Below are 26,244 nucleotides of genomic sequence, written 5' to 3'. Positions count from 1 at the left end.
CTAAAAACCCTACGGATCGTAAGTAATCTGCAATCCGCAGGGTTTTGAACGCTATGATTTGTCAATCCTCTATCCTATTTGAGCAAGAAGCTTCTACAACTGCATGATTGCCGGTTTAACATACTTTGAGCTTTGTATCAATTCCTTCAGCTTGCTTTCATAAGCATCGGCGTCCATGGGCAATACAATCTTGCTTTCAGTAAATGAAGATTGCATAATGGCGTTGGCTAAGGCCAATCCGTTGATCCCTTCCGTACCGTGAGCTATTAGCTCGCCTCCATTTTGAATAGCGTTAATAAACTTTTCGGTAACAACGAGATGGCCTTTAGGCTTAGTGACATCTACAGGAATTTCCGTATACCAGCTTTCAACATTGCCGAATCTGCTTTTCGATTCCCGGATGAAATCAAATACGGACATCTGATTTTGATACATGACGATCTTGTCATTCTCAAAAACCAGCTTGCCGTGTTCGCCAACAATTTCAAAGCGGTTGGTCCCGGGCGTCTCAGCGGTAGTTGCAATAAAATGTCCAATCATACCATTCTCATGTTCAAAGTAGGCTGTCACTTCATCTTCGACTTCAATATTGTGATATTTCCCGATGTTAACAAAACCGCTGATCTTCGCGGGCATTCCGAATAGCCACTGGTAGAGGTCCATATTATGCGGGCATTGATTGGTCAGAATTCCCCCGCCTTCTCCGGCCCAGGTCGCCCGCCAATCGCCGCTATCGTAATAAAACTGCGGGCGAAACCACTGCGTATTGATCCAAGTGGCACGAATCAGCTTGCCGAGCTTCCCGCTTTGGATAATTTCCTTTAACTTTATATGAAAAGGATACGTTCTCTCCTGGAACATGATCGCAAAAATGAGCTCGGGGTAGGTTTCTTTAGCTTTTTCATAAGCAGCTATCATTTTCTTCGCATCGTTTACGTGCACGGCGATCGGTTTCTCACAAAGCACGTGAATACCTTTGCTCAAGGCGTCCATAGTAATCAGAGGATGATCATAATGGGGTGTCGCCACCGTAATAGCTTCAAGCCCCGGTTGATCGAGAAGTGCTGTGTGGCTATAATAAGCCGGCACTTCCAGCTCTTCAGCAAATTTATCGGCTCTTTCCTTAATCACATCACAAACACCGACAATCTCGACCTTTCCGTCCGACTGCAGCTGCCGTAAATTTTTGATATGACCCGATCCCATTGCCCCTACTCCGACTACGGCTATTTTTACTTTTTTATGATTCGTCATTTCTAATTCCTCCTCGGATCAAACGAATGCCCGGATGTATTGGATAAAGGCCGGCAGCACAATCTCCGGTTCTTCAAGCTCAGGATGCCACTTCTTTTCCCACTCCAACGATAAGTATCCCGTATAGCCATATTTCTTTAACAGTTCAATATTTTTCTGAATGGGAACTTCACCTTCGCCAATGAAACATAGCTGGAATTTGCCATTGACCTTTTTCGTATCTTTAACATGGACATGCTCGATATAGGGGAAGATCCGCTCGATAAATGGTTCAATGATAATCCCGTATGTTTTGTACGTATGCTCCATATCCCACAGCACGCCCAAATTGGCACTTGTCACCTTCTCCAGTACAGGCATCATATTATCCAGATCGGAGAAATCCCCATGGGTTTCCAGAAGGATGCGGACATTTCTTGGCAAGCCATAGTCACAAAGCTCTTGCACTCCCCTTGCAATCTGGGTAATCATTTCTTCTTTTTGGGAAGGGTCCGGCACCTTGTTCCCAAAAATCCTTATATAAGGCACGCCTAATTTTTGGGCTAAATCGATATGGGCTTTCCCTTCAGCAATAAAATATTCAAATTTCTCAAGCTCATGAAACTGGCAGGATGTATTTAGACCGATTATTTTTATCTGCTTTTCTTGTATTTGCTCCAGCGTTTTTTCCAGATTCTCAGGGAGAAAGGGCCTTGCCTTGGGCAGGAACATTTCCCCTTCCATGCCTCTGATCTCAATACCGTCATACTTTAAGCGTGTGGTTTCGTTTAAAATCTTTTCCCAGCTCCATTCCGGGCAAGACAAAGTTGTATAAGCTATTTTCATACCAATACCGACTCCTCAATATTATTATTTGGTTGAATTTCTCTTTACGTAAGAATCTGACATCTCCTGAACAATCTTGGCAAAATTCGGCTCCGCTTTTAATTGGTTGACAAACGCATCCCATTTTTCTATCGGTTCCTTGCCCATAACCACTTGCAGCTTCATATCGTTAATTTTTTTATTGTATTCCGGCCAGAACTTAATCCAGGTATCGGATACTAAACCGACTGACGGATCAATGATCGGATTTTTTGCCCGCTCATCCATAATCTTTACATGACGGTCATAATACTCTTTCGGAATTCCCGGAACATACGCTTTTTGATATTTGTTGTAGCTAAGAAAAATTTGACCAAACGCTTGCTGGGATACATTGTCCTTTGTAGCCTGCTCCGTAGGGATTTTAAAGCCGTCTTTTTCAACATAATGAACGTCTTTAAAGCCGAAATTCGCAAGATCCGATCCTTCCGCGGAAGCTCCGTAATCCATGAACTCCATAATTTTCTTCATCTTCGCCTCAGGAACGGTCTTAGGAATCAGAAACATTCCAAAAGAGCCGATTTCTGTCTCGCTCACTCCGTTTATGGAAACAATGGGCTCCATATAAGCGTCAGGCTTTTGTTTTCTAAGCTCGGCTGTTATATGCCATACCTGGTCTATGGCTTGTGTGGAGATACCAGCCTTCCCTGCCTTTAACATATCCAAGATTTGACTCGGTTTAAGCATCAGGAAATCTTCGGGAATCAGCTTTTCCTTAAACAATCTATTAGCGTATATAAGGGCGTCTTTTTCCGTTGATAAGTAAATAGTAGGAACGAGCTTTCCATCCTGCGCCTTCCAATCACCTATCGTTTTGTTAAAAATGTTTTCATAGGCCCTTAAATTTAAAATGACTCCATACGTATCATTTTTCCCGTTTCCGTCGGGGTCGTTATGGGTAAACGCCTTCATCGCTTCATAGAGCTCATCCATGTTGGTCGGCATTTTTAAGCCCAGTTTATCAAGCCAATCTCTTCGGATGCTTAACCCGTTTTGGCCATAGACCGGTCTTACACGGGGGATGCCATAGTTCCGTCCATCTGCATAAGTCAGGTTTTTCCAAGTTTCTTCAGGAAACTTCGCTAAATTCGGGTAATTTTTATACAAATCGGTCAGGTCCCAAAAGGCCCCTTGAGCAGCCATCCCCTTAATTACCGATGAGTTGAGCGGGTCGGTTGTCAAGATTAAATCCGGCAGCTCATTGGAGGCCAACGTCACATTTAATTTATCCGTATAGTTGTTGGATGATGTCCAGGCAATGTTCAGCTTCGTATTCGTCCGTTTTTCAATTTCTTTTATTATCGGATTGTCTTCTGAAGGCGGTTCTTGCGAATAAAAGGTCGTCAATATGCTGATTTCAGTTGGTTTTTCCTGTTTCCCCCCCGCTCCGTCCCCTGAATTTGGTTGTTCTCCCCCGCTTCCCCCGCATGCAGCCAGAAATAAAGCTAATGAGACTTGCAAGGAACACACTTTAATTACTGCACTTTTTCTGCTCATACCTTACCTCCATTTGTAAATTTTATATTCATTCCTTCACAGAGCCTACCATGACGCCTTTGGCGAAATGCTTCTGCAGGAAAGGATATACCATAACAATCGGTACGGTTGCCACAATAACTGCCGCCATTTTAAGAGTTTCCTGAGGCAAGGTTTGCTCGGAGGAAATTTGTTGGGCCAATTCCCCGCCTACACTGGTCGACGAATCGATAAGCATATGCTGCAGCAATACTTGTAAAGGCCACTTTTTGAAATCGTTCAAATAAAGAATCGCGGAAAAAAATACGTTCCAATAACCAACTGCATAAAATAGACCGAAGGCCGCCAGAGAGGGCAAAGAAATCGGCAGGATCACTCTTATCCAAATTCCTAAATCGTTGCAACCATCGATATTGGCCGCTTCTTCCAAGCCGGCTGGAATGCTGTCGTAAAAGCTTTTCATAAGAAATGTATAATAAGCTGTTGTCAGTGCCGGCAGAATTAGCGCCCACATGCTGTTGATCAGACCTAAGTTCTTCACAAGCAGATACGGCGGGATGATCCCGGGGTTAAAAAGCATCGCGATCACAATCAGCATCAGCATCGCTTTTCTTCCCATTAATCTTTTCCGCGACAAGGCGTAAGCAAAGCTTGAAGTTACGGCAAGACTCAATACCGTGCCGACTGTAGCCAGGAAGGCACTATTTCCCATCGCTCTAATAAACGTATTGGTTGACAGCAGGTATTGATAATTGACTAGCGACCATCTCTCCGGGATCAAGATGAGACCGGCAGTCCGGATATATTCAGAGGGATCGGTAAAGGATATAACCAGAATGTAAAGGAATGGCAGGATCGTGACAACTCCGGCTATTATAAGTACGGACACAACGGCTGTATCAGCTAATCTACTGCTCCATTTATAGTTCAATGTCTTCACCCCCTCAATATAGGCCTTCCTTGCCATATGTCTTAGCCAATTTGTTAGTCGCAATTACCAATATAAGACCTACAACCGACTTAAACAGTCCAACTGCCGTTGTGAAGCTAAACTGTCCATTTTGGATGCCCATCCTGTACACATAGGTTTCGAACACATCGGCAACATCAGTCACCGCACTGTTCATCATGAGATAAACCTGCTCAAAGCCCACATCCAGAACATGGCCCATTCTTAAAATTAATAGTGTAATAACTACATTTTGTATGGCAGGCATCGTGATATGCTTCATCTGCTGGAGGCGGTTGGCCCCATCCATTTTAGCCGCTTCATAAAGCGCAGGATCAACCCCGGCAATAGCTGCCAAAAAAATGACCGTACCCCAACCCGCTTCCTTCCATATGGACTGCAGGGTCAGCATCACCCAAAAGTAGTTTTCATTCGTTAAAAAGTCTATCTTAGAGTAACCCATCATCTGGATGACACTATTTACAATGCCTCCCGATTGGGAAAACAGCAGGAACGTGATCCCCGCAACGATCACCCAGGAAAAGAAATGCGGCAAATAAACGACGCTCTGGATAGTTCGTTTGAACTTGCTGTTTCTTGCTTCATTGAGAAGCAATGAAAGAATGATGGGCGCAGGGAAGAAAAAAACTAGGTTTAAAACACTGATGACCATTGTATTTCTTAATAATTTCATGAAGTCGCTGCTAAGGAAAAATCTCTCGAAGTTTTCGAAGCCTACCCACTTACTGTGCAGGATTCCTTTAAACGGCGAGTACTCCTGAAAGGCAATTACTACTCCGCCAATGGGAATATACTTAAAAATCAAAAAATACAATATTCCTGGTGCGGCGAGAAGATATAAATATTTGTCTCGTCTAAGACGGGTCAGGATAGTATTTATCTTCCCTTTTTTAACGGAATGGAGTTCTGTTAATTGCTTATCTCCTAAAGCAGTTTGTTGCAAACCTGTTCACCTCTCCTCATATAGATTGAACCAAAAGCAGCCTATGCAGCACCGCTTTGAAGAACTACGCACATCGTACGTTAACTTTCACGATATTGTATAGTTCTTATTCTCATCCCGCAGTTCTGTTTATGGTTCTCCACTTAATTATCAAGTCCTTAAATTAACTTTCGGCCCATTCGGCTGCTGGTTTGTTTCGGGAACCAGCGCTCCAGCAGGTTATAACTGTATATTTTTCATCTTTTTGGAGAGGAATTATTATAATTAAGAAAGTGGAATAATCGTGGTTTTGGAAAGAAGGGGATGTCATGGAGCTTAGAGGGATAATTACCGAGCGGGCGTATCGAAGAGAATTACAAGCTTCAAGAATTCGTCCCTTCGGCGATGTATCCATGCGAAGATTACGGGACACGTGAGCTCAACATGAACGTTAACAGGCTACTGCCTATCATGAAGAAGGAGTGAGGAAAGTATGTTTCATGTAAAAGATGTTTTATCCGATCAATTATTAGCAAATGCTAATGACCCTAGTTGGTACCTGCCATTTTCAGATGCAGTTAAAGATTTATCAGAACAAGCAGCGTTTTGGAAACCCAGTGAAGACAGTAATAGTATCGCTGAAATTGTGCAGCACTTACTTTATTGGAATGAAACTTGGCAAACCAGATACAAAAAATCTGATGTCCATGCTGTGCCTTCCATAGGAAATAATAATAATAGTTTTATAATTCCCAAAGATCAAACATTCACTTCCTTAAAAGAACGATTATTAGAAATACTTTTACAATGGCAAGATCTACTGACTGAAGAAAAGCTCGAGAGCGATGTAAGTGGCTTCCCTGTCGCTGCCAAGTGGTGGGAGATAATCGGAAATCTGTCCACTCATAATGCATATCACATTGGCCAAATTTGTTACATACGAAAATTACAGAAGAGCTTGAAAATACTGAGCTAATAATAAAATAGCGGCGAGCGCGTGTTAAAGGCAATGCAAATAAAACCGTTACGGTGTTTTCGCGGCGGCTCAATCACTCGCGAAAGGAACGTATGTCCCGATCCGTTCAACTAGGAGGCTTACCACCGCGAAAAAAACGCTGAAACCGCTCTTCGGCATGCCCCGAAAACCGCGCATGGTCGCGCTGACGCACCATCACAAATTCGCTTTCCGTTTCTCGTGCGATCCACGTATTCACCTCCTCCTGTTTTATTCCCCAATTACTGGGACTGTTATAACCCGCCTTATCTTTGGTATTGATAATCATAATCAATTAGACTAACATACAACTATATACGGCAATTTGCACGGATTGAAGGAGTGACGCGGCACATGCCAGAACGAACAGCCCCCGGCGGCACGTTTACGAAAGTAACGATGGAAAATGCCGTCCGGCTATGGGCGCGCTCCTCTGTTTCGTTATTAGACGTTCGCTACCATTTGCTAGCTGCCGGTCAAACGATGCTCCATTATCGGATGCCGACAAGCATGTTTGTCTACATCTGCGGCGGTCCGGCGAATGTCCAGCTCAACGATACGATGTACGCGACGGAACGGTTCGCCATGTTTCACGGCGGCAAAGGAACGTTATTATCGATTGAGCCGGCCGGCGATTGGCTGGAATATTACATGGTCATGTACAAAGCGGAACAACCGCCGTTTTACAAAAAAGAGCTTCAACGTCTGCTCGCCCACACCAACCCGTTTATGCAGGTGTACGGGTTCTCGCCGGAAAATCCGATTTTTTTTGTCGACAAGCTTCAAGGCATGTACGATCGCTGGAAACAGGAGCCGCCGATGAATCAGTTTTATGTGAAATCGGCCTTTTATCAGCTCGTCTATGAGCTTTACGCGAATTTGGAAAAAGGACATGTTCGCTTCATTCAGCCGGATCTTGTCGCCTCGGCCAAGCGTTTCTTGGATGAGCAATACATGCGGCCGATTTCGCTTCGGACGGTTTCCGAAATGTTCCCGATCAGCGGAAGCCAATTAAGCCGGTTATTCAAAAAACGCGAGCAAAAAAGCTTGCAGGAATATTTAAATGAGAAGAGGCTGGAAGCCGCCAAGCGGCATTTGCTTCGCACCAAGGCCACAATCAAGGAGATCGCCGTCGGCTGCGGCTTTACCGATGAACTGAACCTGATCCGAATGTTCAAAAAATATTACAAAATGACGCCAAGCGATTACCGCAAAAAAACGATACCCGGCTTGCGTAATAATGATATTGATAATGATTCTCATGATCTCTACAATGGGAAATGGCTAGTGAGACCAGCCCATTTTACAGGAGACGGGGAAATCGCCATGTTTGGACAGATCCGAAGCAAGGAATTCGTGTTGTCGGCCATGCTTAGCCTTATGCTGCTTGTATCGGCATGCTCGTCGGCGGCGCCGGCCAATCCAGGTTCGCCAAGTCCGGCACCAACGCAAGGTCAGACCGCGCAAAACGAAACAACGACAGGTGCTGAAACGGGCGCGCCGCAAACGCGAGTCGTTCGCTCGCTGAAAGGGGACATCGAAATTCCGACAGAGCCGAAGCGAATCATCGGCATTCCGATCGAATACCGGGAGCTGCTGCATTCGCTGGGGGTGACGCCGATTGCCGCGCAAAACAACAATGACGAATTTCCTTCCTATCTGGGAGAGGATTTCAAGAATGTCATCAAGCTTGGCGGCGGCGTGGAGCTGCCGTTCGAAGCGATGCTGGACGCCGATCCCGATTTGATCATCGCCTCCAGCTGGGCAGCCGCCGAAACATTCGACGCATTGAACAAAATCGCCCCTACTGTCGTCATCGAGGATACCGATTGGCGCTCGACGCTGCCGATGCTCGCCGAGGTGCTGGGCAAGCAGGAGGAGGCCAAGCGGCTATTGGCCGACTACGATGCGGCCGTGGCGGACGCCCGGCAGCGGCTGCAGAGCATCGTCGGAGACGGAACCGTCCTGATGCTGCAGGTGAACGGTAAAGATTATAAAGCGATCGGCATGAAAAACGGGCGGGCCGACATTTTGTACAACGCTCTCGGATTAAAGCCGCCGACCGTCGATCTTGACGGGGAGTCGCAGCTTGTCGTGTCGATGGAGAAGCTTCCGGAGTATGACCCGGACTACATTTTATTGCAATTGTTCGATGACGAGGAGCAATCCCGCAAAGCTTTCGACGATTTGATGAATCATCCCGTTTTCCAGAATATGAGGGCGTTCAAAAACAACAATGTGTTTCCGATCGGTCACGAAAACGGCGGGAAAGAGTGGCATTTGTTCAGCTTTTCGCCGCAAGGCAATTTATATGGAATTAAGCGGATCGTCGAAGTGTTTGAAGCTAGCTTGAAGTAGAAGCATCGGCGCTTCGCCCCTTCCGGTCGGGCAGATGGGACAACCCGTCTGCCCGTATTTTTTCTCAGGGAAGACGCCGCTGCCGGAAGCGAAACCTGTGAGTTTTCGCTTCCCTTTTACATAAGTCTCCTTCATTTATTTAGCAGTGTAATATACCATTCTCCCAGAAATTCATTCCTATCATAATCTTCGGGCGAAAGCTCTCTTTCAATAAATGCGCTCACATCCGCTTGGTCAAGATCATACATGACTTCAATTTCTTTAGAGAAAAGAAGCTTTTCTCTTCCAAGCAATCTGGAAAGAGGAGGCAGTGGCTTCGGCTGCAATTCTTGAAGGTTTAGAACTTTTTTCAAACCGTCTATATAGGATTCCAGCGGACGGCTGCCCACGATTTTAACTCCTTTGTTTTCCTCATGGGTCATAATAATAGTCGGAAAACCACGGACACCCAAGCTTCGGACCAGACCAAAATCTTCAAGCAGTAATTGTTGGCCAACAGCTCCCTCAGCTTCATTTACAATGGCTTCTCCATCAAGACCGAGGTTATTTACGATGTCAACCATAACGGATGTATCCGATATATTTTGGTTATATACGAAGAGAGCTTCCCTTGTCCGGCGCAAATATTCAAGTGCGGCAGCGTCCGTATGCTTTTTTTGAATCACTTTACATACACGAGAAGGCGGGTAGGAGGATTGAACCGGATTATCAATCATTAAAGTTCCGTCGATAGGCATTCTTGAATATTGTCCAACCTCTCTCCAGTGGACAGCTACGTCAGCTGGTTTATGAATTCCGTTAGCCGGGTCGATTGGCCCGCCATGCCATTTCTCCAGCAATCCGCCCATAACCGTATGAACCTTCAAGTAACCTGCATACTGCTCTACGAAACGACGAAGGACAGGTTCAAGTGCCCAGCAATGCGAGCATATAGGATCGGTCACATAATAAAGATGAACCGCTTTGGGAGAATGATTAAAATCAATAACCTCCATGATCTCGTCTCCGGCCGCGCCGCATACCCCCGTCTTTAGATCACAAACCATATTAGTGTTGTTCGCCATTTCTTTCTTCCTCATTTCCATGTTCGGTTTATTTGCCATGCTTATTTGCCTATGATTGAATTTTAATTGATAATAACAATCATCAACACCAATAGTTCGGCGGATTTGTCGTGTATCCAACACATTCAAGAATTTGTTTAAAAAGTGGGAGGTTAACCACATGACCCAATCCAAGACAGACCCCCGAGTTCAGCGTACTCGCAAATTAATTATGGATGCTTTCATTGAACTTTCCGAAAAAAAGGAATTTAAGGATATTACCATTAAGGATATAACGACTGAAGCCATGATTAATCGTGCGACTTTTTATTATCATTTTGAAGATATTTATGACTTATTAGAAAAGGTGCTTTCAGAAGTGTTGCTGGTTAATTTGAATTATGATTTTTACCAAAATGACGAGTTAAATGAAGAAGCCTTCGTCAGCATCTTCCATGCCGTAACAAATTTCCAAAAATCTCTATCCGTTCGATGCCACAGAGGTTATGAGGATACCATTGCCCGAATTATCCGGGAACAGCTCGAAATCATTTTCTACAAAATGTTGTTAAAACAACATAAAGCCGAACAGGATGAAGCACTTAAGATTACAGCTGTCGTATTAAGCTGGGGAATTTACGGGGCTTCTGTCCAATGGAAAAGAAGCGGTCAGGAGACGTCGCCGGAACAATTTATAAAATTAGCAATTCCATATATAAGAACAGGGATCGATAGAGCTTAAGCGGGAGCGTTTTTCTTGCAAAACTAAAGAGCCCTCGGATGGCCAAGGGCTCCTCTTATTGAGATGGGTTGTAGTTCCCTCCCCGCTCCTTATTTCACCGGAATCTCAATCTCCTTATCGTAGGTCTTCATGTAATGCATACCCTCCATAAACAGATATTCGGGCTCGAGGCCGGTCTCAAACTGCAAGACGCGCTCCTTGAGCATGCTGCCGTCCGTCTGCTTGACGAACGTCTGATTGACCGTTGTTTTTAAAGGCGTTTTCTCGTGCGGCGTCCCTATAGACACTCCGTCAAGCATGACATCCTCAGCCGTAGCGATAGTAAGCTCCAGTCCGTTTGCAGTTTTGGCTATTTTCTTCAGCCATAGTTCCTTCCCATTCAGCTTGATCGGTTCATCGCCCAAGGAAGCCAGCGGTATTTGCTCGTCCAGCCGTTGATAGCCGACAAACTCCTTCATGACCAGCTTCAGGGAATGCAACTGTTTGGGCAATGTATCGAAGCGCAGGTCGAATTTGATTCCGCCAAGCGGCGAAGATTGACTTCCGCTGGCCATTAAGGCAATTGGCATATCATCGGCCAGTAATTCGATTCCGCGCAGCGGATTCTGCACCCTGCTCCAGTTGTCCACTTTCATCGTCCCGCGGATGACCGTCATCGTTGGCGTAGCGGTGACCGAGTGGAACGTAACGCTGCCTTGATCAACGGCAATCCTTTGTCCGATCTGTTGCTTGATCGCGCTTTGCAGCGCTTGATTGGGATTGTAGGGAAAAGCCAGCGTCCCTTCCGTCATCCGACCGTCCATAGCAAACTCCCAATAGTGCAGGGTCAATTGCTTCGCAAACGGACTTACGCTCTCGAAGGTCATCGTTCCTTTCATTTCCGTGTGTGTCTCATTCATAATTGTCGTTCCGCTCTCCGCATTGGAATGAGTCAAAAATCCGTTGATTTTAAACGGTCTGAACTGTTCGGTATGCGCCTCGCTAAGACCCGCAGGATTGGTTAACGTGTAATACAACACCAGTTGATTGGCATCGGCCATAATACCGTGAATCGTAAGCTCTGTTCCGTCCGCCAGCCTGGTTTTCTTGTCGATCAGCTGCCCCATTCCCTCATCGTTCAGCCGCGATAACGTGCCGTTCATCAAGGCATCGAAGCCAAACAACTGCTTGCCGTAATAAGCAAAGGCATTATAATTCGCACCGGTTATGATGCCGGCGAACAATACGGCGACAGCTCCGGCCTTCCATAGCGGCCGCACCCGTTTCCTGCGAACAGGCTTGGCACGGTCCAAGGCCGCTCTTAACCTCGATTCCAATTCTGCGGGCGCTGTGATCGAATCTGTGCGAGCCTTCTCGTCGGCCAGCCACTTCTTCATGTCATTCATCGGAATCCCCCCCATAACGAGCTCTTAGCTTCTTCAAGCCTTGAAAGATTCGTGATTTCACAGTCCCAATCGATACCTGGGTCATATCGGCTATGGTTTGATAATCGAGGTCATGGATATATTTAAGCTGAATCGCTTCCCGCTGATGCTCATTGATATGAATAAACATCGCTTCAATGTCCATTTGCTCGTCACTGCGCTTATAAGGATCGCCGATGAATGCGGGCTCCGGCTCCTTGGGGTGGGCGTCAGGCCAATCTTCCATAAGCACGAGCTTGTTTCGTTTCTTCAGCATGCTTTTGCAGCTGTTCACCAGAATGGTTTTGCTCCAGCTGTAAAAGGCTGTGTCCTTTTGCAGCCGGTGGATATTTTCATATAAGCGGACGATCATATCTTCCATCGCATCCATAGCGTCCGGAGCATTCCCCATATAGGTGAAAGCAAGCTTGTAATAGGCATCCTTCTCGGATAAGATCAGCTGAAGCAGCGCTTCCTTGCTTCCCTTTTTCGCTTGTTTCACCAATCGAACGACATCCATGCCTTCACCTCCATCCCCTATAAGAGTCATGACCCCGCTAAAAAGTTCATCGCAGCTTTTCCCTGAACGCCAAACGAACCTTTAGCCACATCTCTAAAGGTTCGCTTATTTCGCCTATGTCACGCTCTCATCCCAGCTTCTGTCCGCAATTCGAGCAGAAGTTCGCGCCATCGGTTTTCTGCCCGCAGTTCGGGCAAAACTTCGGCTTGGGCTTGCTGTCAGACGAGGAAGGCGCCGGTTCCGGATCGGCCGGCTGCTTCGCACCTTGCTGGCTCTGATTGATGTTTTTCAGCATTTCACCGGCCATATTCATGCCCATCATCATCCCGGCCATATCCGCAGCGGCGCCCCCGCCCTTCACATTGCCGGATGCGATGCCATCGGTCATCGAAACCTGCTGATATTTCTGCAGATTGCCGATCATCTCATGGGAGGCGGTTTTCGTGATCATCGCCTGGATCTCCGGCGGATAATTGAAGCTCATCACCTGGAAGCCGGTAATCGTCATCCCGTTGTCCATCATTTGCATATCCAGATCCTCGCGGATGCCCCGGGCGATATCGGAAGCGTTCGCTTGAAGATTGAACATATCCTTCCCTTCCCGGCTGATCCACTTCATAAGCAGCTGATCCAGCACCGAGGTGATCCTCAGCTTGACGTCCTCGACCAGATAGCTGTCCTTCACGCCGGCTATTTTATCGATAAGGGTCACATAATCATTCACCTTGAAGTTAAATGTGCCGTTGGCCCGGATCGGCATCCCACCCGGGAGCTGAGGCGTCGGGATGAGGATCGGATTTTGCGTCCCCCAGCGAACGGTAAATTCCTTCGTATTGACAAACAGCACTTCCACCCGCATCCCGCTGTTGAAGCCGAACTTGAAGCCCTTGAGCGTGGACAGAAACGGGATGATCTGGGAATCCATGCTGTATTCCCCTTCATTCTCGAAAATGCCTTCGATCTTGCCGTTATTGACGAAGATCGCGTCCTGTCCGGAGCGGATGATGAGCTTGCTGCCTTTCTTGATCTCCCGGTTGCCCCACTTCCAGAAAATCATATCGTCCCGGAATTCTTCCCATTCCACAACATCAGCGAATTGGTTTCTGAAAAATACCATACCATCCCGTCCCTTCGGTTAAAATGACCCTCTGCTCCCGCTATGCGAATGACCGCCCCCGGTCGTGCCTCCGCCACCGCCGCCGCCCGATCCTCCTGAGCTGCTTTTCGCAATTTTGTGCCGGGTCATCGTGGTGCGGATATAGTGGTCCTGCTGATCGATGACCCCGGAGTTCGTTGCATCCTCATAAGTTTGCCGTTGTACGGTTACCCGCCCGCCCGAATGATAAGCCATCGTGCCGACTGTCACCCCGCCGATCACAAGCGACACGGCCAACTGAAACCAGAGGTTGAACAAGATATTGTCCGGGTTTACCCCCGGAGAAAAGCCCATATAACGGTGTGCGGTCAAAATGTAGGTCTGAAAAGCCTGCCTGTAGTCGCCGCTCGACAGAGCCGGGCTGATCCTCGTCCGTATCCGGTCCAGCCGGCCGTCATCCAGATACTCCTTCGCCTTGTAGAAGCCGGCCAGATATACCTCGCGATTGCGCATATCGACCATCAAAATCGCCGCGTTGCCATGGGGCTTGTCGTAGCCGGGCGCCCGGGCATCGTAGAAATCCTGGGTCATGCGCATAACATCCTTATTCTCGGCATTCTTGGAGGTGACGATCATAATATCCGTCTGCCTCTCGGCCCCATATTGGTTAGCCATGGCATTCAGCTCTTCGTAGTCCTGCCTGCTCAGCAGCCCGGCATCGTCATAGATCAGCCGTTTGGACTCCGCGGCCGCCGCGCTTTCTTCCGCCATCAGCATCAGGGGAACGGCCAGCCCGATAACCATCAGCAGCAGCAGTACAACCGGCAGTGCGCGTCTATGCCTTTTCACCAGAATCCCCCTCCCATCATCCAGGAGATCAGCTTCAGCGACAAGAGCGAGCAGCCGGAAACGCCCGCGAACCAGGCCGCCACCTTCCCCTTGCTGATCGGCGGCTTCCCGACCACTTTGCCAGTCTGGCCATTCATGGCGAATGTATGCTCCAGCTTGTTGTAATCGTAGTGAACGACCCACACCGGGAGCAGCACGTAGTCGGTATGTTTGGCCCGCGTATCGATATGTTTGCCCGTATAGGTTACCGCGGTATAGCCAGCCATCGAGGAACGGATATACGCCTCGATATAGTCGCTGATCTTTTCCTTGGCCCTGGGGAGCAGCTCCTCGTCGGTCTGATTGTATTTCTCTGCGATAAAGCCGGCCAGATAGGCCGTTTTGAACGTTTTCAGCTGATCGTAAGGGAACGGCTCCAGCTTATCCATCAGTTCGTCCTTCATCTTTTCCGAAGCGTCGACCGGCACCTTGGCATAGTTCAGCCTGATCTTCCGGTATACTTCGAAATGCTGGGTTTCTGTAATCTGGTAATCCCCCTGCGTATAGACCCTTACCTTTGTGCCTTGAGCCTGAACCTCGATATGATTGTCCAGATTATACAGCCAGAAAGGGACATACATCCCCGTCATGCTTTTAATCCGGTCTGCGGTCATAAATCCGGCGGGCGTGAGCCGTCCGTTCCTGCACCATTTCTTGAACGCCTGGATCGCTTCCTGCTTGCCGATGGAGAAAGGGATCACCTTGGCCGGAGCCAGCTTGCCCGTCAACCGGTCTCCGAGTACAACGCCGGACCCGCAGAAGCTGCAGACGGTTGCCGTCGTCTCCGCATCGGTGATGATGACGGCGCCGCAGCTTAAGCAATGATATTCCTGCGCCTCATCCTCGCTAAAGGTTTGTTTCGCCAGAGGATCGGGCATCTGTTCAATATTGTCTTTTCTCCCGCAGCTGTGGCAGGACAACATCCCGGTCGCGCTGTCGAAAACCATGCTGCTGCCGCAATTCGGGCATTTGTATTCGATCACCTGCATCTGCTCACCTCTTCCGCTAAGAACGCTGGGAACGCTAAAAACGAAACGGTTATTCCTTCTTCGTCCCTCTCAGTGGAGCCTCCGCCGCCTTCTCCTCCGATGTCGCGCCTTCATCCGGATGTTTGTCTAACCGGGCAAGCTCCTCATCCAGCGTGTCAGCCGGTTCCGCTCTCAGCTCGGCTATAGCCATGGCTTCCTCATACGCCAGATTGGCTTTTTTCTCCATTTCCTCGAACACTCCGTGCTTTCCGGTCAGCGGGGAGCCCAGGTCATTCACCTTCTGCTGAGCCCGGGCTGCCGCCAGCGTACCCTTCAGCCGGGTACGGCGTTCTTCCAGCGCGCCGAGATCCGCCGCGAGCTTATCCTGCATTTGCCTCATCTGACCGGCGTTCGTGGCGGCTTGATCGTAGGCAGCTTGCAGGCTTGCCGTTTTTCCCGATAGCTCCGCCTTCTTCTCCAGAAACCTCCGGGCAGCGTCTTCATCGCCGGATTCAGCGGCCTTGTCGGCATACCGCTGCAGCTTGCCGATATCGGCGCTGGCTTCGTCAAGAGCCCGCTTGGCTCTGCGTTCCTCCGCCTGCATAGCGGCCGTTTCCGCTTTCACTTGCCCCAGGTCGCTGCTCATGCTGCGCATGAAGTCATCGATCGTCTTCTCCGGGTCATCCGCCTTGTCCAAGATCGCATGAATGTTGCTGGCCATAATCGACTTGAATCTCGAAATAATCCCCATAAGAACCTCCCTGCGTTTTGCGTTCTGCCTGACGTTCGCTTCTCGGTCATGCTTCTAAGTATAGCCTGTTTATTCCAGGGATGACAATCGAGCGTCGGCCGGCGTAGCTTTTCAAGGCCAATGTGGTACAATAACAAGGCTGCCTGCGCAATCACAGGCAGTTACCCTATCAGATAAGGAAGAGAATTATATATGCGTGCATCCCGTTTGTTAAAAGGCTTTAACTTTCTTTATTTCTCCCTGCTTGCCATGTTTATCGCTTTCCTGCCCATCTACCTGAACGAGCAGGGGCTTCAGCCGTCGCAGATCGGCCTGATCGTCGGCACCGGCGGCTTCGTCACGCTCGTGGCTCAGCCCCTGTGGGGCATGATCAGCGACAAGCTGAGAACAGTCCGCCTGATTCTTGTTCTGCTGCTGCTGGCGTCAGCAGCGACGGGATATATGCTGTTTACCGCGGATAGCTACTTGCCTCTGATCGGATTTGCCCTGCTGCTGTATTTCTGCCTGATGCCGATCGATCCGCTCGCGGAAAGCTTAAACTTCACCGTCGCTGAGGCGAACGGGATCAGTTACGGCTCCATCCGCACGTTCGGCGCGCTCGGCTACGCAGTTGCCGCCCTGCTCACCGGCTATGTGATGTCGTACTTCGGCGCGCACAGCCTGTCCTGGCTGTTTGGCGGTCTGGCCGTTCTCTGTCTGATCCTGGGCTGGCTGATGCCGGACGCGCCGTCAACGGGCAAGCCTGTTACCTGGAGCAGCCTCAAGCAGTTCCTCGGCAGCCGGGAGACGCTGCTGTTTTTGCTGCTGGTTTTTATCTGTTCCGTTCCCGCCAGAATGAATGATACGTTCCTCGGCGTCTACATCCGCGAGCTCGGCGGAAGTCCCGAGCTGGTCGGTCAGGCCACCTTTCTGGCCGCAGGCAGCGAGATTCTCGTATTCGCGCTCAGCTTCTGGTGGATGCGCCAAGGGAAAGAATTGGTTATCATCACCATCGCGGCTGGCTTTTACTTCCTGCGCTTTTTTCTGTCGGCGTGGATCACCGATCCCCATCTGCTGGCTTACTTGCAGATATTGCAGGTGCTGACCTTCCCGGTGTTCTACTCCACCGCGATACAGTATTTGTACCGAATCGTGCCTGTAGAATGGAGAGCTACCGGGCAAACAGTTCTGGCTCTGCTATTTTTCGGCGTATCGGGGATTTTGGCGTCCTACGCGGGCGGAGCCTTGTACGAAGGGTTCGGAGGCCGGACGCTGTTTCTAAGCATCTCCTCCCTATCGCTGGGAGGCACTTTATTCGGAGTTGTCTTATGCCGGCTGTACAGCTCGCGCGGCACGGCCCCCGACTCGTAAGGCGCAGCGACGGCTGCCCCGCCCTTGGGGCAGCAGAGCCGGCATCAAGGGGGGCCCGTCCCTGCGCCATTCGCTATTTCACGCCGCCCTGATACGCCGTCTCGTCTTTCTTCAGCCGCTCTCTTCCCGCCTGCTCCTCCTCCAGCACACGGCTGGCATCATCCTGCGGCTTGTAGCCGATCAGATCCTCCAGCTCGTCAATATTGTAGTAATTATCCGAATTGGCGGAGGTTCCGTACAAGCATAAAAACTTGATGCGCTCGTCCGCTTCGATACAGCATTTGCTCAGCTGCACCATATCCCGCTCCGAAATCCAAATATGCTTCGCCCGCTCCGAATGCGGGCGGTCGTCTCCCGGAAAGTTGCCTATCCGCATGTTGATGGAGGAGATGCCGTGCTTGTCCGCATACAAGCGCCCCAGCAGCTCGATATAGCATTTGCTGAGTCCGTAGAAGCTGTCCGGCCGGTACGGATCGGTCGGTTCTACCTCCTCGCCAACCTTGTAGTAGCCGGTCGCATGATTGGAGCTGGCGAAAACAATGCGCTTCACGCCGTTTTTGCGGGCTGCTTCATATAGATGATAGGCTCCTGTCACGTTGATGGGCAGCACCTTGCCGAGAAAATCTTCCTCGTCCTTGGCCCAGGCGATATGCAGCACCGTATCGATCCCCTTCGTCAGCTCCAGCAGGCGCGAAGCGTCCGTAACATCCAATTTGACGCCCCCCCTCTCGGCATCAGCCTCGATGTCGCCCGCTACAATGTCATAGCGTCCCGTCTCCTGCAGCCCTTTCAACAAACAGCTGCCGATTCTTCCTGAAGCGCCGGTTATCAGAATTCGCTTGCCCATCTCGATCTCTCCTCCCGTAAGCCGGATGTTTGTCTGCCGTTTGCTGCGGCAGGCCCTCCCTTATGTTTACCCATTCCCGGCAGCTCTATCGGCAAAAACAGGAAAGTCCGGCATGAAACCTCGCGGCTGCTCCCTGCTTCGTTGACATCCAACAAAGCAACTACGTATAATGGAAACCACAAAGCAACATGACAGTTTCCTCAGTTTCTAAAGGACCAGATGAAAAGAGGCGAATATGGAATCTATTTATCGTGTACGTATTTTGCAGGCGGCTCGCGGATTGTTTAATACTCGCGGCTATCGGAGTGTGACCGTGCAGGACCTGGCGGAGAAGCTGGGCATTAGTAAAAAGACAATTTATCAGCATTTTGCAGGCAAAGAGGATATCGCTCATGTCGTGGTCGAAGAAACGATCCAACGAGTCGATCATGTGATCGGCGTGTCCAGGCAAACCGAGTCTAATCCGATACTGGCGATTAAAGAAATTTTAAAACATGTCAAGGACGATTCTACCAGGTTCGGTCCCTTGTTCCTGATGGATATCGAGAAATATCTCCCGGCACTGGCAAGCCGGCACAACGATCTGCGCGCCAGAACGAAGCAAAGCCTGCGTGAGCTGCTGCAAAGCGCCCAAGAGCGGGGCCTAGCCAGAAAGATGCCTGTTCCCTTGACAGCGGAGGTGCTGTCGGTATGCATGAAAGCTATCGTCCTGTCCGAAAATCGCTTTGTTGCGGACGAAGCGGTCGACCTGTTCCTCGATATTTTCTGTAACGGTATCGCATCATCTGCTGCAGAGGAAGCATAAGTTTCCAGTAGGATTCATGAGTGGACATTAACCTAGCGAGGTGGCCTTGGCGATGGAGCGCTACGTGCTGAATTTCAACGAAATCGATAGAAGCGATTTGCCGCGGGTGGGCGGAAAAGGAGCGAATCTGGGCGAAATGACCAAGGCCGGACTGCCGGTCCCTCCGGGCTTTTGCGTAACAACCGGCGCTTACCGCAGCTTTATTCAAACGAGCTGGCAATTGGATGAGCTCTTCGAGCGCCTGGAGCAGGTCCGTTACGACGATCTGGAGCAGATTCGTTTACTCGGCCAACAAATTCGCGCGCATCTCGCCCGGGTGGCGATGCCGTCCGCAGTTCAATCGGCCATCGAGCAGGCATGGGAGCGCGCCGGCAAAGACCGGGCTTATGCGGTACGCTCCAGCGCAACGGCCGAAGACCTCCCCTCCGCCTCGTTCGCAGGGCAGCAGGATACTTATCTGAATGTGCGCGGCCTGCAGCCGCTGCTTCACGCCGTACAGCAATGCTGGGCGTCCCTGTTCACCGACCGGGCCATTTCCTACCGTGCCCGGAACGGCTTCGATCACCGCTCGGTATGGTTATCGGTTGTCGTTCAGCAGATGGTTTTCCCGCAGGTGGCAGGCATCCTGTTTACAGCCGACCCGATCACGGGGCACCGCGCAACGGTCTCGATCGATGCCAGCTTCGGACTTGGCGAAGCTCTCGTGTCGGGAATCGTCACCGCAGATTTATATCAGGTGCAGGCAGGACGTATCGTCAAAAAACAGATTGCGAAAAAAGAGCTCGCCGTCTATTCAGCCCCAGAAGGAGGAACGATTACGTTGCCGATCCCTCCGGATCGGCAGCATGCGCAGGCGCTGACGGATGAGCAAATCCTCCTGCTCGCCGGACTGGGAAAACAGATCGAGCAGCATTACGGCTCCGAGCAGGACATCGAGTGGGGATATGCCGACGGTACGTTTTACGTGCTGCAGAGCCGCCCTATCACATCGTTGTATCCGCTGCCCTCTGCTCCTGACGATAGGTTCCGCGTCTATCTTAACTTCGGCTATATCCAGATGATGACCGATCCGATGAAACCTCTGGCCATCTCCCTGCTCAGCTATATTCCTAATTTCATCAAGAAGGACCCCGCTTCCCCGGAGAATCCGTTTATCCGGGAGGCGGGCGGCAGAGCGTTTGCCGATATTACCGGATTGCTTGCCTTCCGGCCAGTCCGGCACAGGCTGTTGAAGGTTATGAAGGGCATGGACGAGTTAATGGCATCCGCCATGTCTGAAGTCGTGCAGAGAGAAGCATTCCGGAGCGTCCATATCCCGAAGCGGAACATATTTCAGGCGATGAGAAAAATCGCCCCCATCGTGATTCCGGTCGCAGGCAAAGTGCTGGGCCAGCTGCTGTACAAGGACCCCCGGAAAGCACGCGCAGCCGCTGAAGCCTTAATCGACGAGCTCGTCACGAACACCGAGCGGACGATGGCCGAAGCTTCCGGGGCGGACCGGATTCGCTTGATCCGGCTTGCTATGGGAACGATGCTGCCGCAGGTCATCTCCAAAGTCGTCGTCTTTCTGATCGCGGGCGTTATCGCCTCTATGACGCTTGACCGGGCTTTAAAACGAAAGGTTGGAGCCGCCCGAGGGGGAACCTTGCTGAATCAGCTGTATAAGTCGCTCCCGGGCAACGTGACGACGGAGATCGGCCAGGACATGGGCGATCTCGCCGATAAGATCCGGGATAATCCCGAGGTTATCGCTTATTTACAGCAAGCGACTCCGGAGCATTTCTACGCAGGACTGCAGGAACTGCCAGGGGGACGGGAATTTATAGGCGAGCTGGAGCATTTTCTGGAGAAATACGGCATGCGCTGCATCGGAGAGATCGATATTACCAAGCCACGGTGGTCGGAAGATCCGACACAGCTTGTCCCCTCTCTGATCAGCAACCTCCGGACGGCGGCGGCCGGGGAGCATCGAGCCAAGTTCAAGCAAGGCGCCCGGGAGGCGGAAGCGGCCGCGGCCGAAATCGTCGCGGCGTTTGGCGGGCTCGCAAAGCGCAAAGTCGCCCGGTTAGTGTCACTGTACCGCAACCTGATGGGGATGCGGGAGCATCATAAGTTCACGCTGATCCGGCTGATGGCGATATACAAAGACGCCATCCTGGAGGAAGCGGACGCTCTCGTCCGACTGGGCGCACTGAGGCGCAGAGAAGATGTCTTTTATATGACGCTCGAAGAGCTTATTCTTATGCTGGAGCACCGCTTCACAGGGATGGTACCGGATATCGTAGAAGCCAGGGAACGGCAGCATGAACGGAATCAGCAGCTGAAATCTCCGCGGGTAATGACGAGCGAAGGCGAGATCATTTCCGGCAAACGGCGCGATGCGAAGGCGCCTGCGGGAGCGATCATCGGTACGCCGGTGTCGGCAGGCGTTGTAGTAGGCGTAGCCCGGGTGATTCTCAGGCCCGAGGATGCGAAGCTGAATCCCGGGGAAATTTTGGTGGCGCCCTACACGGACCCGGGCTGGACACCGCTCTTCACCTCCATCGTCGGACTCGTGACCGAGGTCGGAGGCATGATGACTCATGGCTCCGTCATTGCCCGCGAATACGGTCTCCCTGCCGTTGTCGGCATTGAGAAAGCAACGGAAATTATTCCCGACGGCGCATATATCCGCTTGGACGGCACGAACGGGTTCGTGGAGCTTATAAGCGCAAACGGGCCTTAAACGGCGAAGGAGCCCGGACAGGGCTCCTTCAGTCTTTCGCATGCTTCGGCTCCGCGAAAATCCGCTTGATCAGTTCGCTGAGCGGCCCTTGCAATTCCTGGCCGGTCGGCATTTCTCAGCGAGCACGGACACACCGCTGACTACAGGCAGCATGTCTTCGCCGTACTGAAAGCTTTTCGTCAGCCCTCGGCTCCCGCTCCTACACCTGCTCCGCCTCAAGCTCTGGCTCAGGCTTCCCCGCCTGAATCAGCACACGGCTGCCCGACATGAAGATGCCCTGGACGAACAACAGGACACCGGTGCCGATCAGCAGCCATTCGATCGCGATCACGTCCGCTACAGGTCCGAATATGAGCATGCCCAGCGGCATCATGCTGCTGGAGATCATGCCGAACACGCCGAATACGCGTCCCAAATAATTTTCTTCCACCTTCTGCTGCAGCAGGACAGTAGACGGCGTGTTGAAGACGGGCATCGTAACCCCGATCAAGCTCATCACCGCAAGATACATCCAGAAGTTCGGGATCACGCCGAGCGCGAAAGTGCCGAGGCCTATCCCGAGCGTAGCAAGAATCATCGTATGCACCTTGTTTTTAAACCCGCCCCAGGATGCCATCAGAATGCCCCCGGCCATCATGCCGATCGAGAAGGTCATCTCGACGGCCGTCAGCCTCCATACATCGTTGCCGAAGCTGCGAGTTACCTGCAGCGGCGTCAGGAAAGCAACCGGTGCGGCCAGCAGCATGAACACGGCAATGTACATAAAAAACGTTCTGACATAATCGTGTTTCCGGATGTAGCTCAGCCCTTCCTTGAAGTCGCCGAAATAACTGACGCTCTGCTGCTCCAACGCCTTGGCATGAACCGGTATCTTCAGGAACAGCAGCAAGATGGAAACTGCAATAGCCGCTGTCACGACATCGATAAAAAATATCGATTCGATCGAAGCCATCGTCAGTAAAGCTCCGCTCAGCATCGGCGAGACGAGCATCACGAGGGATTGAATGCTGCTATATGTCGCATTCACCTTCGTGAGTTTGTCCCCGGGCACGAGCTGCGGCAGGAAGGCGCTGACCGCCGGCATCTGTACGCCGGTCCCCAGCGAGCGGATAGCCGATACTACGAAGAGCAGCCATAACGCCTCATAGCCGCTAATAAACAAAATCGCGAGCACAAGCGTGGACAGTGCGATTGCGGAATCGGCCAGCATGATGAGCTTCTTGCGGTCATAGCGGTCCGCCCATACCCCCGCGAAGGGAGACAGAAAAAAGCTCGGCACGAAGCCGCAAATGATGGATATCGTCATCATCATGCCCGATTGCGTGTTTAATGTGATATACCACATGATGGCATATTGAACCAATGACGATCCGAACAGCGATACGGTCTGGCTTGTCAGGAAAAGCACGGCATTTTTCTTCCAGGCTGTGTCCAATTGAATCCCCCTCTTTCCTTTCTAAGTATCCAAACTACCATATCCTTGCCGTTTTCTTTAAGAGAAAAAATAAGTATAATCAAGCTGCCCTCAGGGGCTTTCGCTCTATATTTTGGCTGCTTCTCCCAATAAAATCAAGCGGACGCCGCTCTCTTCTCCAAAAGCATGCATTATCCTTGTTCCCGGCATTGAGTTATCCCCCCCTTACCGCATATAATTAGGAAGTTAACAAGTATACAGGAAAAGGTGTAAGTGAATGAGCATATTAAATGTCGAACGTCTCAGCCACGGCTTCGGAGATCGCGCGATCTTCAACGATGTTTCCTTCCGTCTCCTCAAAGGAGAGCATATCGGTCTCATCGGCGCCAACGGCGAAGGTAAATCCACCTTCATGAATATTATCACCGGCAAGCTGCAGCCGGATGACGGCAAGATCGAATGGTCCAAGCGGATGCGCGTCGGCTATCTGGACCAGCATGCGGCGCTGAGCAAAGGAATGACGATCCGCGACGTGCTGAAGGGCGCGTTCCAGTACTTGTTCGATATGGAACAAGAGATGAACGATATGTACGGCAAGATGGGCGAGGTGTCCCCCGAAGAGCTGGAGCGGCTGCTGGAGGAAGTCGGGACGATCCAGGATACGCTGACGAGCCAGGACTTTTACATGATCGATGCCAAAATCGAGGAAACCGCCCGCGGGTTGGGCCTTACCGACATCGGCCTTGACAAGGATGTGCATGACCTGAGCGGAGGACAGCGCACGAAGGTGCTGCTGGCCAAGCTGCTGCTGGAGAAGCCTGACATTCTGCTGCTGGACGAGCCGACGAACTACTTGGACGAAACGCATATCGATTGGCTGAAGCGCTATCTGCAGGAATACGAAAATGCCTTCATCCTGATCTCCCACGATATTCCGTTCCTGAACAGCGTCATCAACCTGATCTACCATATGGAAAACCAGGAGCTTAACCGCTATGTCGGCGACTACGATCATTTCCAGCAAGTTTACGAGATGAAAAAGCAGCAGCTCGAATCCGCCTACAAGCGCCAGCAGCAGGAGATCGCCGATCTGAAGGACTTCGTCGCGAGGAACAAGGCAAGCGTCGCCACCCGGAATATGGCGATGTCCCGGCAGAAGAAGCTTGACAAGATGGACGTTATCGAGCTGGCGAAGGAAAAGCCGAAGCCGCAGTTCAACTTCAAGGAAGCAAGAACATCCGGCAAGCTGATCTTCGAAGCGAAGGGGCTTATCATCGGCTACGACCAGCCGTTGTCGAGAGCGCTGGATCTCCGGATGGAGCGCGGTCAGAAAATTGCGCTGGTCGGCGCGAACGGAATCGGGAAAACGACGCTGCTGCGCAGCATCTTGGGCGAAATTCCCGCTTTAAGCGGGTCGGTGCAAAGAGGCGAATCGCTGTATATCGGCTATTTCGAGCAGGAAGTCAAGGAAACGAACCCCAATACATGCATCGAAGAAGTATGGAAGGAGTTTCCGTCCTTCAGCCAATTCGAAGTGCGCGCGGCGCTCGCCAAGTGCGGTCTGACAACGAAGCATATCGAGAGCAAGGTCGCCGTCCTCAGCGGCGGAGAGAAAGCCAAAGTACGGCTTTGCAAACTGATCAATCGCGAGTCGAATGTGCTTGTGCTCGATGAGCCGACCAATCACCTGGATGTCGACGCCAAGGAAGAGCTGAAGCGCGCGCTCAAAGCGTATAAAGGCAGCATCTTGCTTATTTCCCACGAGCCCGAATTTTACCGCGATGTCGTTACGGAAACCTGGAACTGTGAATCCTGGACGACAAAGGTATTTTAAGCCAGGCTGTCAATCGGATGATAGGGCCGTACCCGGGATAAACGTCTGACGGCTTCTATTAGAAGCCGCGTGTTGCCAAGAAACCGGACAATCACCGGAGCTTGTACGTTCTGAAACTTTTATAAAAAAGCGGATGCCGTCCCTGGACAGCATCCGCTTTTCGTATTCCTCTCCCCGCCTCGCCAAGGCAGCTAAGATTGACCCTGCAGCTGACTATGGTGTTTAAGGGGGCCGAGAATCAGATTCATGCCATCGCAAACGCCTTGCAAATACACGATTTTATCTTTATCCTGCGGCACTTGGGCCGATGTTTCCGTCAGCTTGCGCCGGAACTTGACCTCTGTCTCCTCCAGGTTATGAATCAGCTCGTGGATCGTGGCGGCAGCCTTCCGGCATTCCGTAAAATCGGCATCCGTAAACAGCTTTTGATTGCGTCCCAGCAGCTCTTCAATAAAACGGTGAAAATCCTTCATCGCATCTCCGCCTCTCTGCCCTTCTTGATGTAGCTTTACGCCAGTAGCTTTGGCAGATTTTGCTGATCTTATTCCCCGGTTTACCCGGTCGATTTCATGCGCCTAGGGTCTTTACAACAAAAAAAGCTAATCCGCCGCCCAGGTCAAGTTGGCGCGCGAATTAGCACTCGTTCCTCTTTCACGGACGCAACGCTACTGCAAGACAAGCAGCCAAATAACCGCAGCCACGACGACTGCCGCCAGGATGCCGATAGTCCACCACTTGGCCGTCCGTTTCTCCGTTTTGGCTTCGGGAGCCGCAGCAGAGACAGCGGCCGCATTGCCGCCGGCTTGATGAGTGAACGTGCCGCAATACTTGCAGGCAATGGAGCCAGCCGGAATCCTTTCGTTACAATGCGAACAAAATGACATCTCCACAGGCATCACTCGCATTCCATTGGATTTGGTTACGCATAGGTAATGTATGCGTTTGCTCCAGCTGTACATTAATGCTTTTCGTGCCTTTCTTTCAGCCTGATACATACGTATTTTCGCTGATAAACCTATT

General features: G+C 50.8%; 23 protein-coding genes. 7 read left to right on the top strand and 16 right to left on the bottom strand.

Annotated features, from left to right (window positions below; genetic code table 11):
- Positions 1-93 precede the first annotated feature (93 nt).
- The 5 genes from BLR08_RS05200 to BLR08_RS05180 are packed head-to-tail and all read right to left on the bottom strand — an operon-like array spanning position 94 to position 5,507.
- Positions 94-1,254 carry a Gfo/Idh/MocA family protein gene (locus BLR08_RS05200; protein ID WP_072327559.1) on the bottom strand — a complete coding sequence of 387 codons (1,161 nt, stop codon included), beginning with the start codon at positions 1,252-1,254 and terminating at the stop codon, positions 94-96.
- Positions 1,255-1,272: 18 nt separating this feature from the next.
- Entirely contained in the window at positions 1,273-2,079 is an 807-nt protein-coding gene (locus BLR08_RS05195) for a sugar phosphate isomerase/epimerase family protein (protein ID WP_072327560.1), read from the bottom strand.
- Between the two features lie 24 nt (positions 2,080-2,103).
- The gene (locus BLR08_RS05190) at positions 2,104-3,615 is read right to left on the bottom strand and encodes a type 2 periplasmic-binding domain-containing protein (RefSeq protein ID WP_072327561.1); all 1,512 of its coding nucleotides are present in this window, start codon (positions 3,613-3,615) and stop codon (positions 2,104-2,106) included.
- Positions 3,616-3,643: 28 nt separating this feature from the next.
- On the bottom strand, positions 3,644-4,561 hold the full coding sequence (locus BLR08_RS05185; protein WP_083536575.1) for a carbohydrate ABC transporter permease: 918 nt from the start codon (positions 4,559-4,561) through the stop codon (positions 3,644-3,646).
- Positions 4,539-5,507 carry an ABC transporter permease gene (locus BLR08_RS05180; RefSeq protein WP_072327563.1) on the bottom strand — a complete coding sequence of 323 codons (969 nt, stop codon included), beginning with the start codon at positions 5,505-5,507 and terminating at the stop codon, positions 4,539-4,541. Before BLR08_RS05180 ends, BLR08_RS05185 begins: the two co-directional genes overlap by 23 nt.
- Positions 5,508-5,979: 472 nt before the next feature.
- On the opposite strand from BLR08_RS05180, the gene BLR08_RS05175 reads away from it, so the two are divergent.
- Positions 5,980-6,462, top strand: coding sequence for a DinB family protein (locus tag BLR08_RS05175; protein ID WP_072327564.1), 483 nt, complete (start codon positions 5,980-5,982; stop codon positions 6,460-6,462).
- A gap of 372 nt (positions 6,463-6,834) precedes the next feature.
- Positions 6,835-8,838, top strand: coding sequence for an AraC family transcriptional regulator (locus BLR08_RS05170; protein ID WP_072327565.1), 2,004 nt, complete (start codon positions 6,835-6,837; stop codon positions 8,836-8,838).
- Between the two features lie 131 nt (positions 8,839-8,969).
- On the opposite strand, the gene BLR08_RS05165 is transcribed toward BLR08_RS05170, so the two are convergent.
- Complete coding sequence (locus BLR08_RS05165; protein WP_072327794.1) at positions 8,970-9,902, bottom strand: DsbA family protein; 933 nt, start codon at positions 9,900-9,902, stop codon at positions 8,970-8,972.
- A 160-nt stretch (positions 9,903-10,062) separates the two neighbouring features.
- Between BLR08_RS05165 and BLR08_RS05160 the strand changes: the two genes are divergently transcribed.
- Positions 10,063-10,623, top strand: a complete 561-nt coding sequence (locus BLR08_RS05160) for a TetR/AcrR family transcriptional regulator (RefSeq protein WP_072327566.1) — start codon at positions 10,063-10,065, stop codon at positions 10,621-10,623.
- A gap of 89 nt (positions 10,624-10,712) precedes the next feature.
- Here BLR08_RS05160 and BLR08_RS05155 read toward each other — a convergent pair whose 3' ends face one another.
- From BLR08_RS05155 to BLR08_RS05130, 6 genes are all read right to left on the bottom strand, one after another.
- On the bottom strand, positions 10,713-12,008 hold the full coding sequence (locus BLR08_RS05155; RefSeq protein WP_072327567.1) for a DUF4179 domain-containing protein: 1,296 nt from the start codon (positions 12,006-12,008) through the stop codon (positions 10,713-10,715).
- Entirely contained in the window at positions 12,001-12,546 is a 546-nt protein-coding gene (locus BLR08_RS05150) for an RNA polymerase sigma factor (protein WP_072327568.1), read from the bottom strand. The genes BLR08_RS05155 and BLR08_RS05150 overlap by 8 nt, the downstream gene beginning before the upstream one ends.
- A gap of 127 nt (positions 12,547-12,673) precedes the next feature.
- On the bottom strand, positions 12,674-13,663 hold the full coding sequence (locus BLR08_RS05145; protein ID WP_072327569.1) for an SPFH domain-containing protein: 990 nt from the start codon (positions 13,661-13,663) through the stop codon (positions 12,674-12,676).
- Positions 13,664-13,681: 18 nt separating this feature from the next.
- Positions 13,682-14,491 carry a TPM domain-containing protein gene (locus tag BLR08_RS05140; RefSeq protein WP_072327570.1) on the bottom strand — a complete coding sequence of 270 codons (810 nt, stop codon included), beginning with the start codon at positions 14,489-14,491 and terminating at the stop codon, positions 13,682-13,684.
- On the bottom strand, positions 14,488-15,519 hold the full coding sequence (locus BLR08_RS05135; protein ID WP_072327571.1) for a TFIIB-type zinc ribbon-containing protein: 1,032 nt from the start codon (positions 15,517-15,519) through the stop codon (positions 14,488-14,490). Before BLR08_RS05135 ends, BLR08_RS05140 begins: the two co-directional genes overlap by 4 nt.
- A gap of 49 nt (positions 15,520-15,568) precedes the next feature.
- Complete coding sequence (locus tag BLR08_RS05130) at positions 15,569-16,249, bottom strand: PspA/IM30 family protein (RefSeq protein WP_072327572.1); 681 nt, start codon at positions 16,247-16,249, stop codon at positions 15,569-15,571.
- A 192-nt stretch (positions 16,250-16,441) separates the two neighbouring features.
- Here BLR08_RS05130 and BLR08_RS05125 point away from each other — a divergent pair, with 192 nt between their 5' ends.
- Complete coding sequence (locus tag BLR08_RS05125) at positions 16,442-17,599, top strand: MFS transporter (protein ID WP_072327573.1); 1,158 nt, start codon at positions 16,442-16,444, stop codon at positions 17,597-17,599.
- 73 nt (positions 17,600-17,672) lie between these two features.
- On the opposite strand, the gene BLR08_RS05120 is transcribed toward BLR08_RS05125, so the two are convergent.
- Entirely contained in the window at positions 17,673-18,446 is a 774-nt protein-coding gene (locus tag BLR08_RS05120) for an NAD-dependent epimerase/dehydratase family protein (protein WP_072327574.1), read from the bottom strand.
- 235 nt (positions 18,447-18,681) lie between these two features.
- On the opposite strand from BLR08_RS05120, the gene BLR08_RS05115 reads away from it, so the two are divergent.
- A complete protein-coding gene (locus tag BLR08_RS05115; RefSeq protein WP_072327575.1) occupies positions 18,682-19,251 on the top strand; it encodes a TetR/AcrR family transcriptional regulator in 570 nt (189 codons plus the stop codon).
- 52 nt (positions 19,252-19,303) lie between these two features.
- Positions 19,304-21,976 (top strand): phosphoenolpyruvate synthase, encoded by a 2,673-nt coding sequence (locus BLR08_RS05110; RefSeq protein WP_072327576.1) that lies wholly within the window; start codon positions 19,304-19,306, stop codon positions 21,974-21,976.
- 199 nt (positions 21,977-22,175) lie between these two features.
- Here the strand turns inward: BLR08_RS05110 and BLR08_RS05105 are convergent, their stop codons facing one another.
- Complete coding sequence (locus tag BLR08_RS05105; RefSeq protein ID WP_072327577.1) at positions 22,176-23,411, bottom strand: MFS transporter; 1,236 nt, start codon at positions 23,409-23,411, stop codon at positions 22,176-22,178.
- A 256-nt stretch (positions 23,412-23,667) separates the two neighbouring features.
- Here BLR08_RS05105 and BLR08_RS05100 point away from each other — a divergent pair, with 256 nt between their 5' ends.
- Positions 23,668-25,224, top strand: a complete 1,557-nt coding sequence (locus BLR08_RS05100; RefSeq protein WP_072327578.1) for an ABC-F family ATP-binding cassette domain-containing protein — start codon at positions 23,668-23,670, stop codon at positions 25,222-25,224.
- A gap of 191 nt (positions 25,225-25,415) precedes the next feature.
- Here BLR08_RS05100 and BLR08_RS05095 read toward each other — a convergent pair whose 3' ends face one another.
- A complete protein-coding gene (locus tag BLR08_RS05095; protein ID WP_072327579.1) occupies positions 25,416-25,697 on the bottom strand; it encodes a hypothetical protein in 282 nt (93 codons plus the stop codon).
- 192 nt (positions 25,698-25,889) lie between these two features.
- Positions 25,890-26,120, bottom strand: a complete 231-nt coding sequence (locus tag BLR08_RS05090; protein WP_072327580.1) for a hypothetical protein — start codon at positions 26,118-26,120, stop codon at positions 25,890-25,892.
- Positions 26,121-26,244 lie beyond the last annotated feature (124 nt).

The sequence above is a fragment of the Paenibacillus sp. cl123 genome (assembly GCF_900101595.1).
Lineage (GTDB): Bacteria > Bacillota > Bacilli > Paenibacillales > NBRC-103111 > Paenibacillus_G.
This window is presented reverse-complemented; position numbering and strand designations above follow the sequence as displayed.

Excerpts from the sequence above, each read along its gene's own strand:
- BLR08_RS05200 (WP_072327559.1), bottom strand. The coding sequence starts at position 1,254 with ATGACGAATCATAAAAAAGTAAAAATAGCCGTAGTCGGAGTAGGGGCA.
- BLR08_RS05195 (WP_072327560.1), bottom strand. The coding sequence starts at position 2,079 with ATGAAAATAGCTTATACAACTTTGTCTTGCCCGGAATGGAGCTGGGAA.
- BLR08_RS05190 (WP_072327561.1), bottom strand. The coding sequence starts at position 3,615 with ATGAGCAGAAAAAGTGCAGTAATTAAAGTGTGTTCCTTGCAAGTCTCA.
- BLR08_RS05185 (WP_083536575.1), bottom strand. The coding sequence starts at position 4,561 with ATGGCAAGGAAGGCCTATATTGAGGGGGTGAAGACATTGAACTATAAA.
- BLR08_RS05175 (WP_072327564.1), top strand. The coding sequence starts at position 5,980 with ATGTTTCATGTAAAAGATGTTTTATCCGATCAATTATTAGCAAATGCT.
- BLR08_RS05170 (WP_072327565.1), top strand. The coding sequence starts at position 6,835 with ATGCCAGAACGAACAGCCCCCGGCGGCACGTTTACGAAAGTAACGATG.
- BLR08_RS05165 (WP_072327794.1), bottom strand. The coding sequence starts at position 9,902 with ATGGCGAACAACACTAATATGGTTTGTGATCTAAAGACGGGGGTATGC.
- BLR08_RS05160 (WP_072327566.1), top strand. The coding sequence starts at position 10,063 with ATGACCCAATCCAAGACAGACCCCCGAGTTCAGCGTACTCGCAAATTA.
- BLR08_RS05155 (WP_072327567.1), bottom strand. The coding sequence starts at position 12,008 with ATGAATGACATGAAGAAGTGGCTGGCCGACGAGAAGGCTCGCACAGAT.
- BLR08_RS05150 (WP_072327568.1), bottom strand. The coding sequence starts at position 12,546 with ATGGATGTCGTTCGATTGGTGAAACAAGCGAAAAAGGGAAGCAAGGAA.
- BLR08_RS05145 (WP_072327569.1), bottom strand. The coding sequence starts at position 13,663 with ATGGTATTTTTCAGAAACCAATTCGCTGATGTTGTGGAATGGGAAGAA.
- BLR08_RS05135 (WP_072327571.1), bottom strand. The coding sequence starts at position 15,519 with ATGCAGGTGATCGAATACAAATGCCCGAATTGCGGCAGCAGCATGGTT.
- BLR08_RS05130 (WP_072327572.1), bottom strand. The coding sequence starts at position 16,249 with ATGGGGATTATTTCGAGATTCAAGTCGATTATGGCCAGCAACATTCAT.
- BLR08_RS05125 (WP_072327573.1), top strand. The coding sequence starts at position 16,442 with ATGCGTGCATCCCGTTTGTTAAAAGGCTTTAACTTTCTTTATTTCTCC.
- BLR08_RS05120 (WP_072327574.1), bottom strand. The coding sequence starts at position 18,446 with ATGGGCAAGCGAATTCTGATAACCGGCGCTTCAGGAAGAATCGGCAGC.
- BLR08_RS05115 (WP_072327575.1), top strand. The coding sequence starts at position 18,682 with ATGGAATCTATTTATCGTGTACGTATTTTGCAGGCGGCTCGCGGATTG.
- BLR08_RS05110 (WP_072327576.1), top strand. The coding sequence starts at position 19,304 with ATGGAGCGCTACGTGCTGAATTTCAACGAAATCGATAGAAGCGATTTG.
- BLR08_RS05100 (WP_072327578.1), top strand. The coding sequence starts at position 23,668 with ATGAGCATATTAAATGTCGAACGTCTCAGCCACGGCTTCGGAGATCGC.
- BLR08_RS05095 (WP_072327579.1), bottom strand. The coding sequence starts at position 25,697 with ATGAAGGATTTTCACCGTTTTATTGAAGAGCTGCTGGGACGCAATCAA.
- BLR08_RS05090 (WP_072327580.1), bottom strand. The coding sequence starts at position 26,120 with ATGCCTGTGGAGATGTCATTTTGTTCGCATTGTAACGAAAGGATTCCG.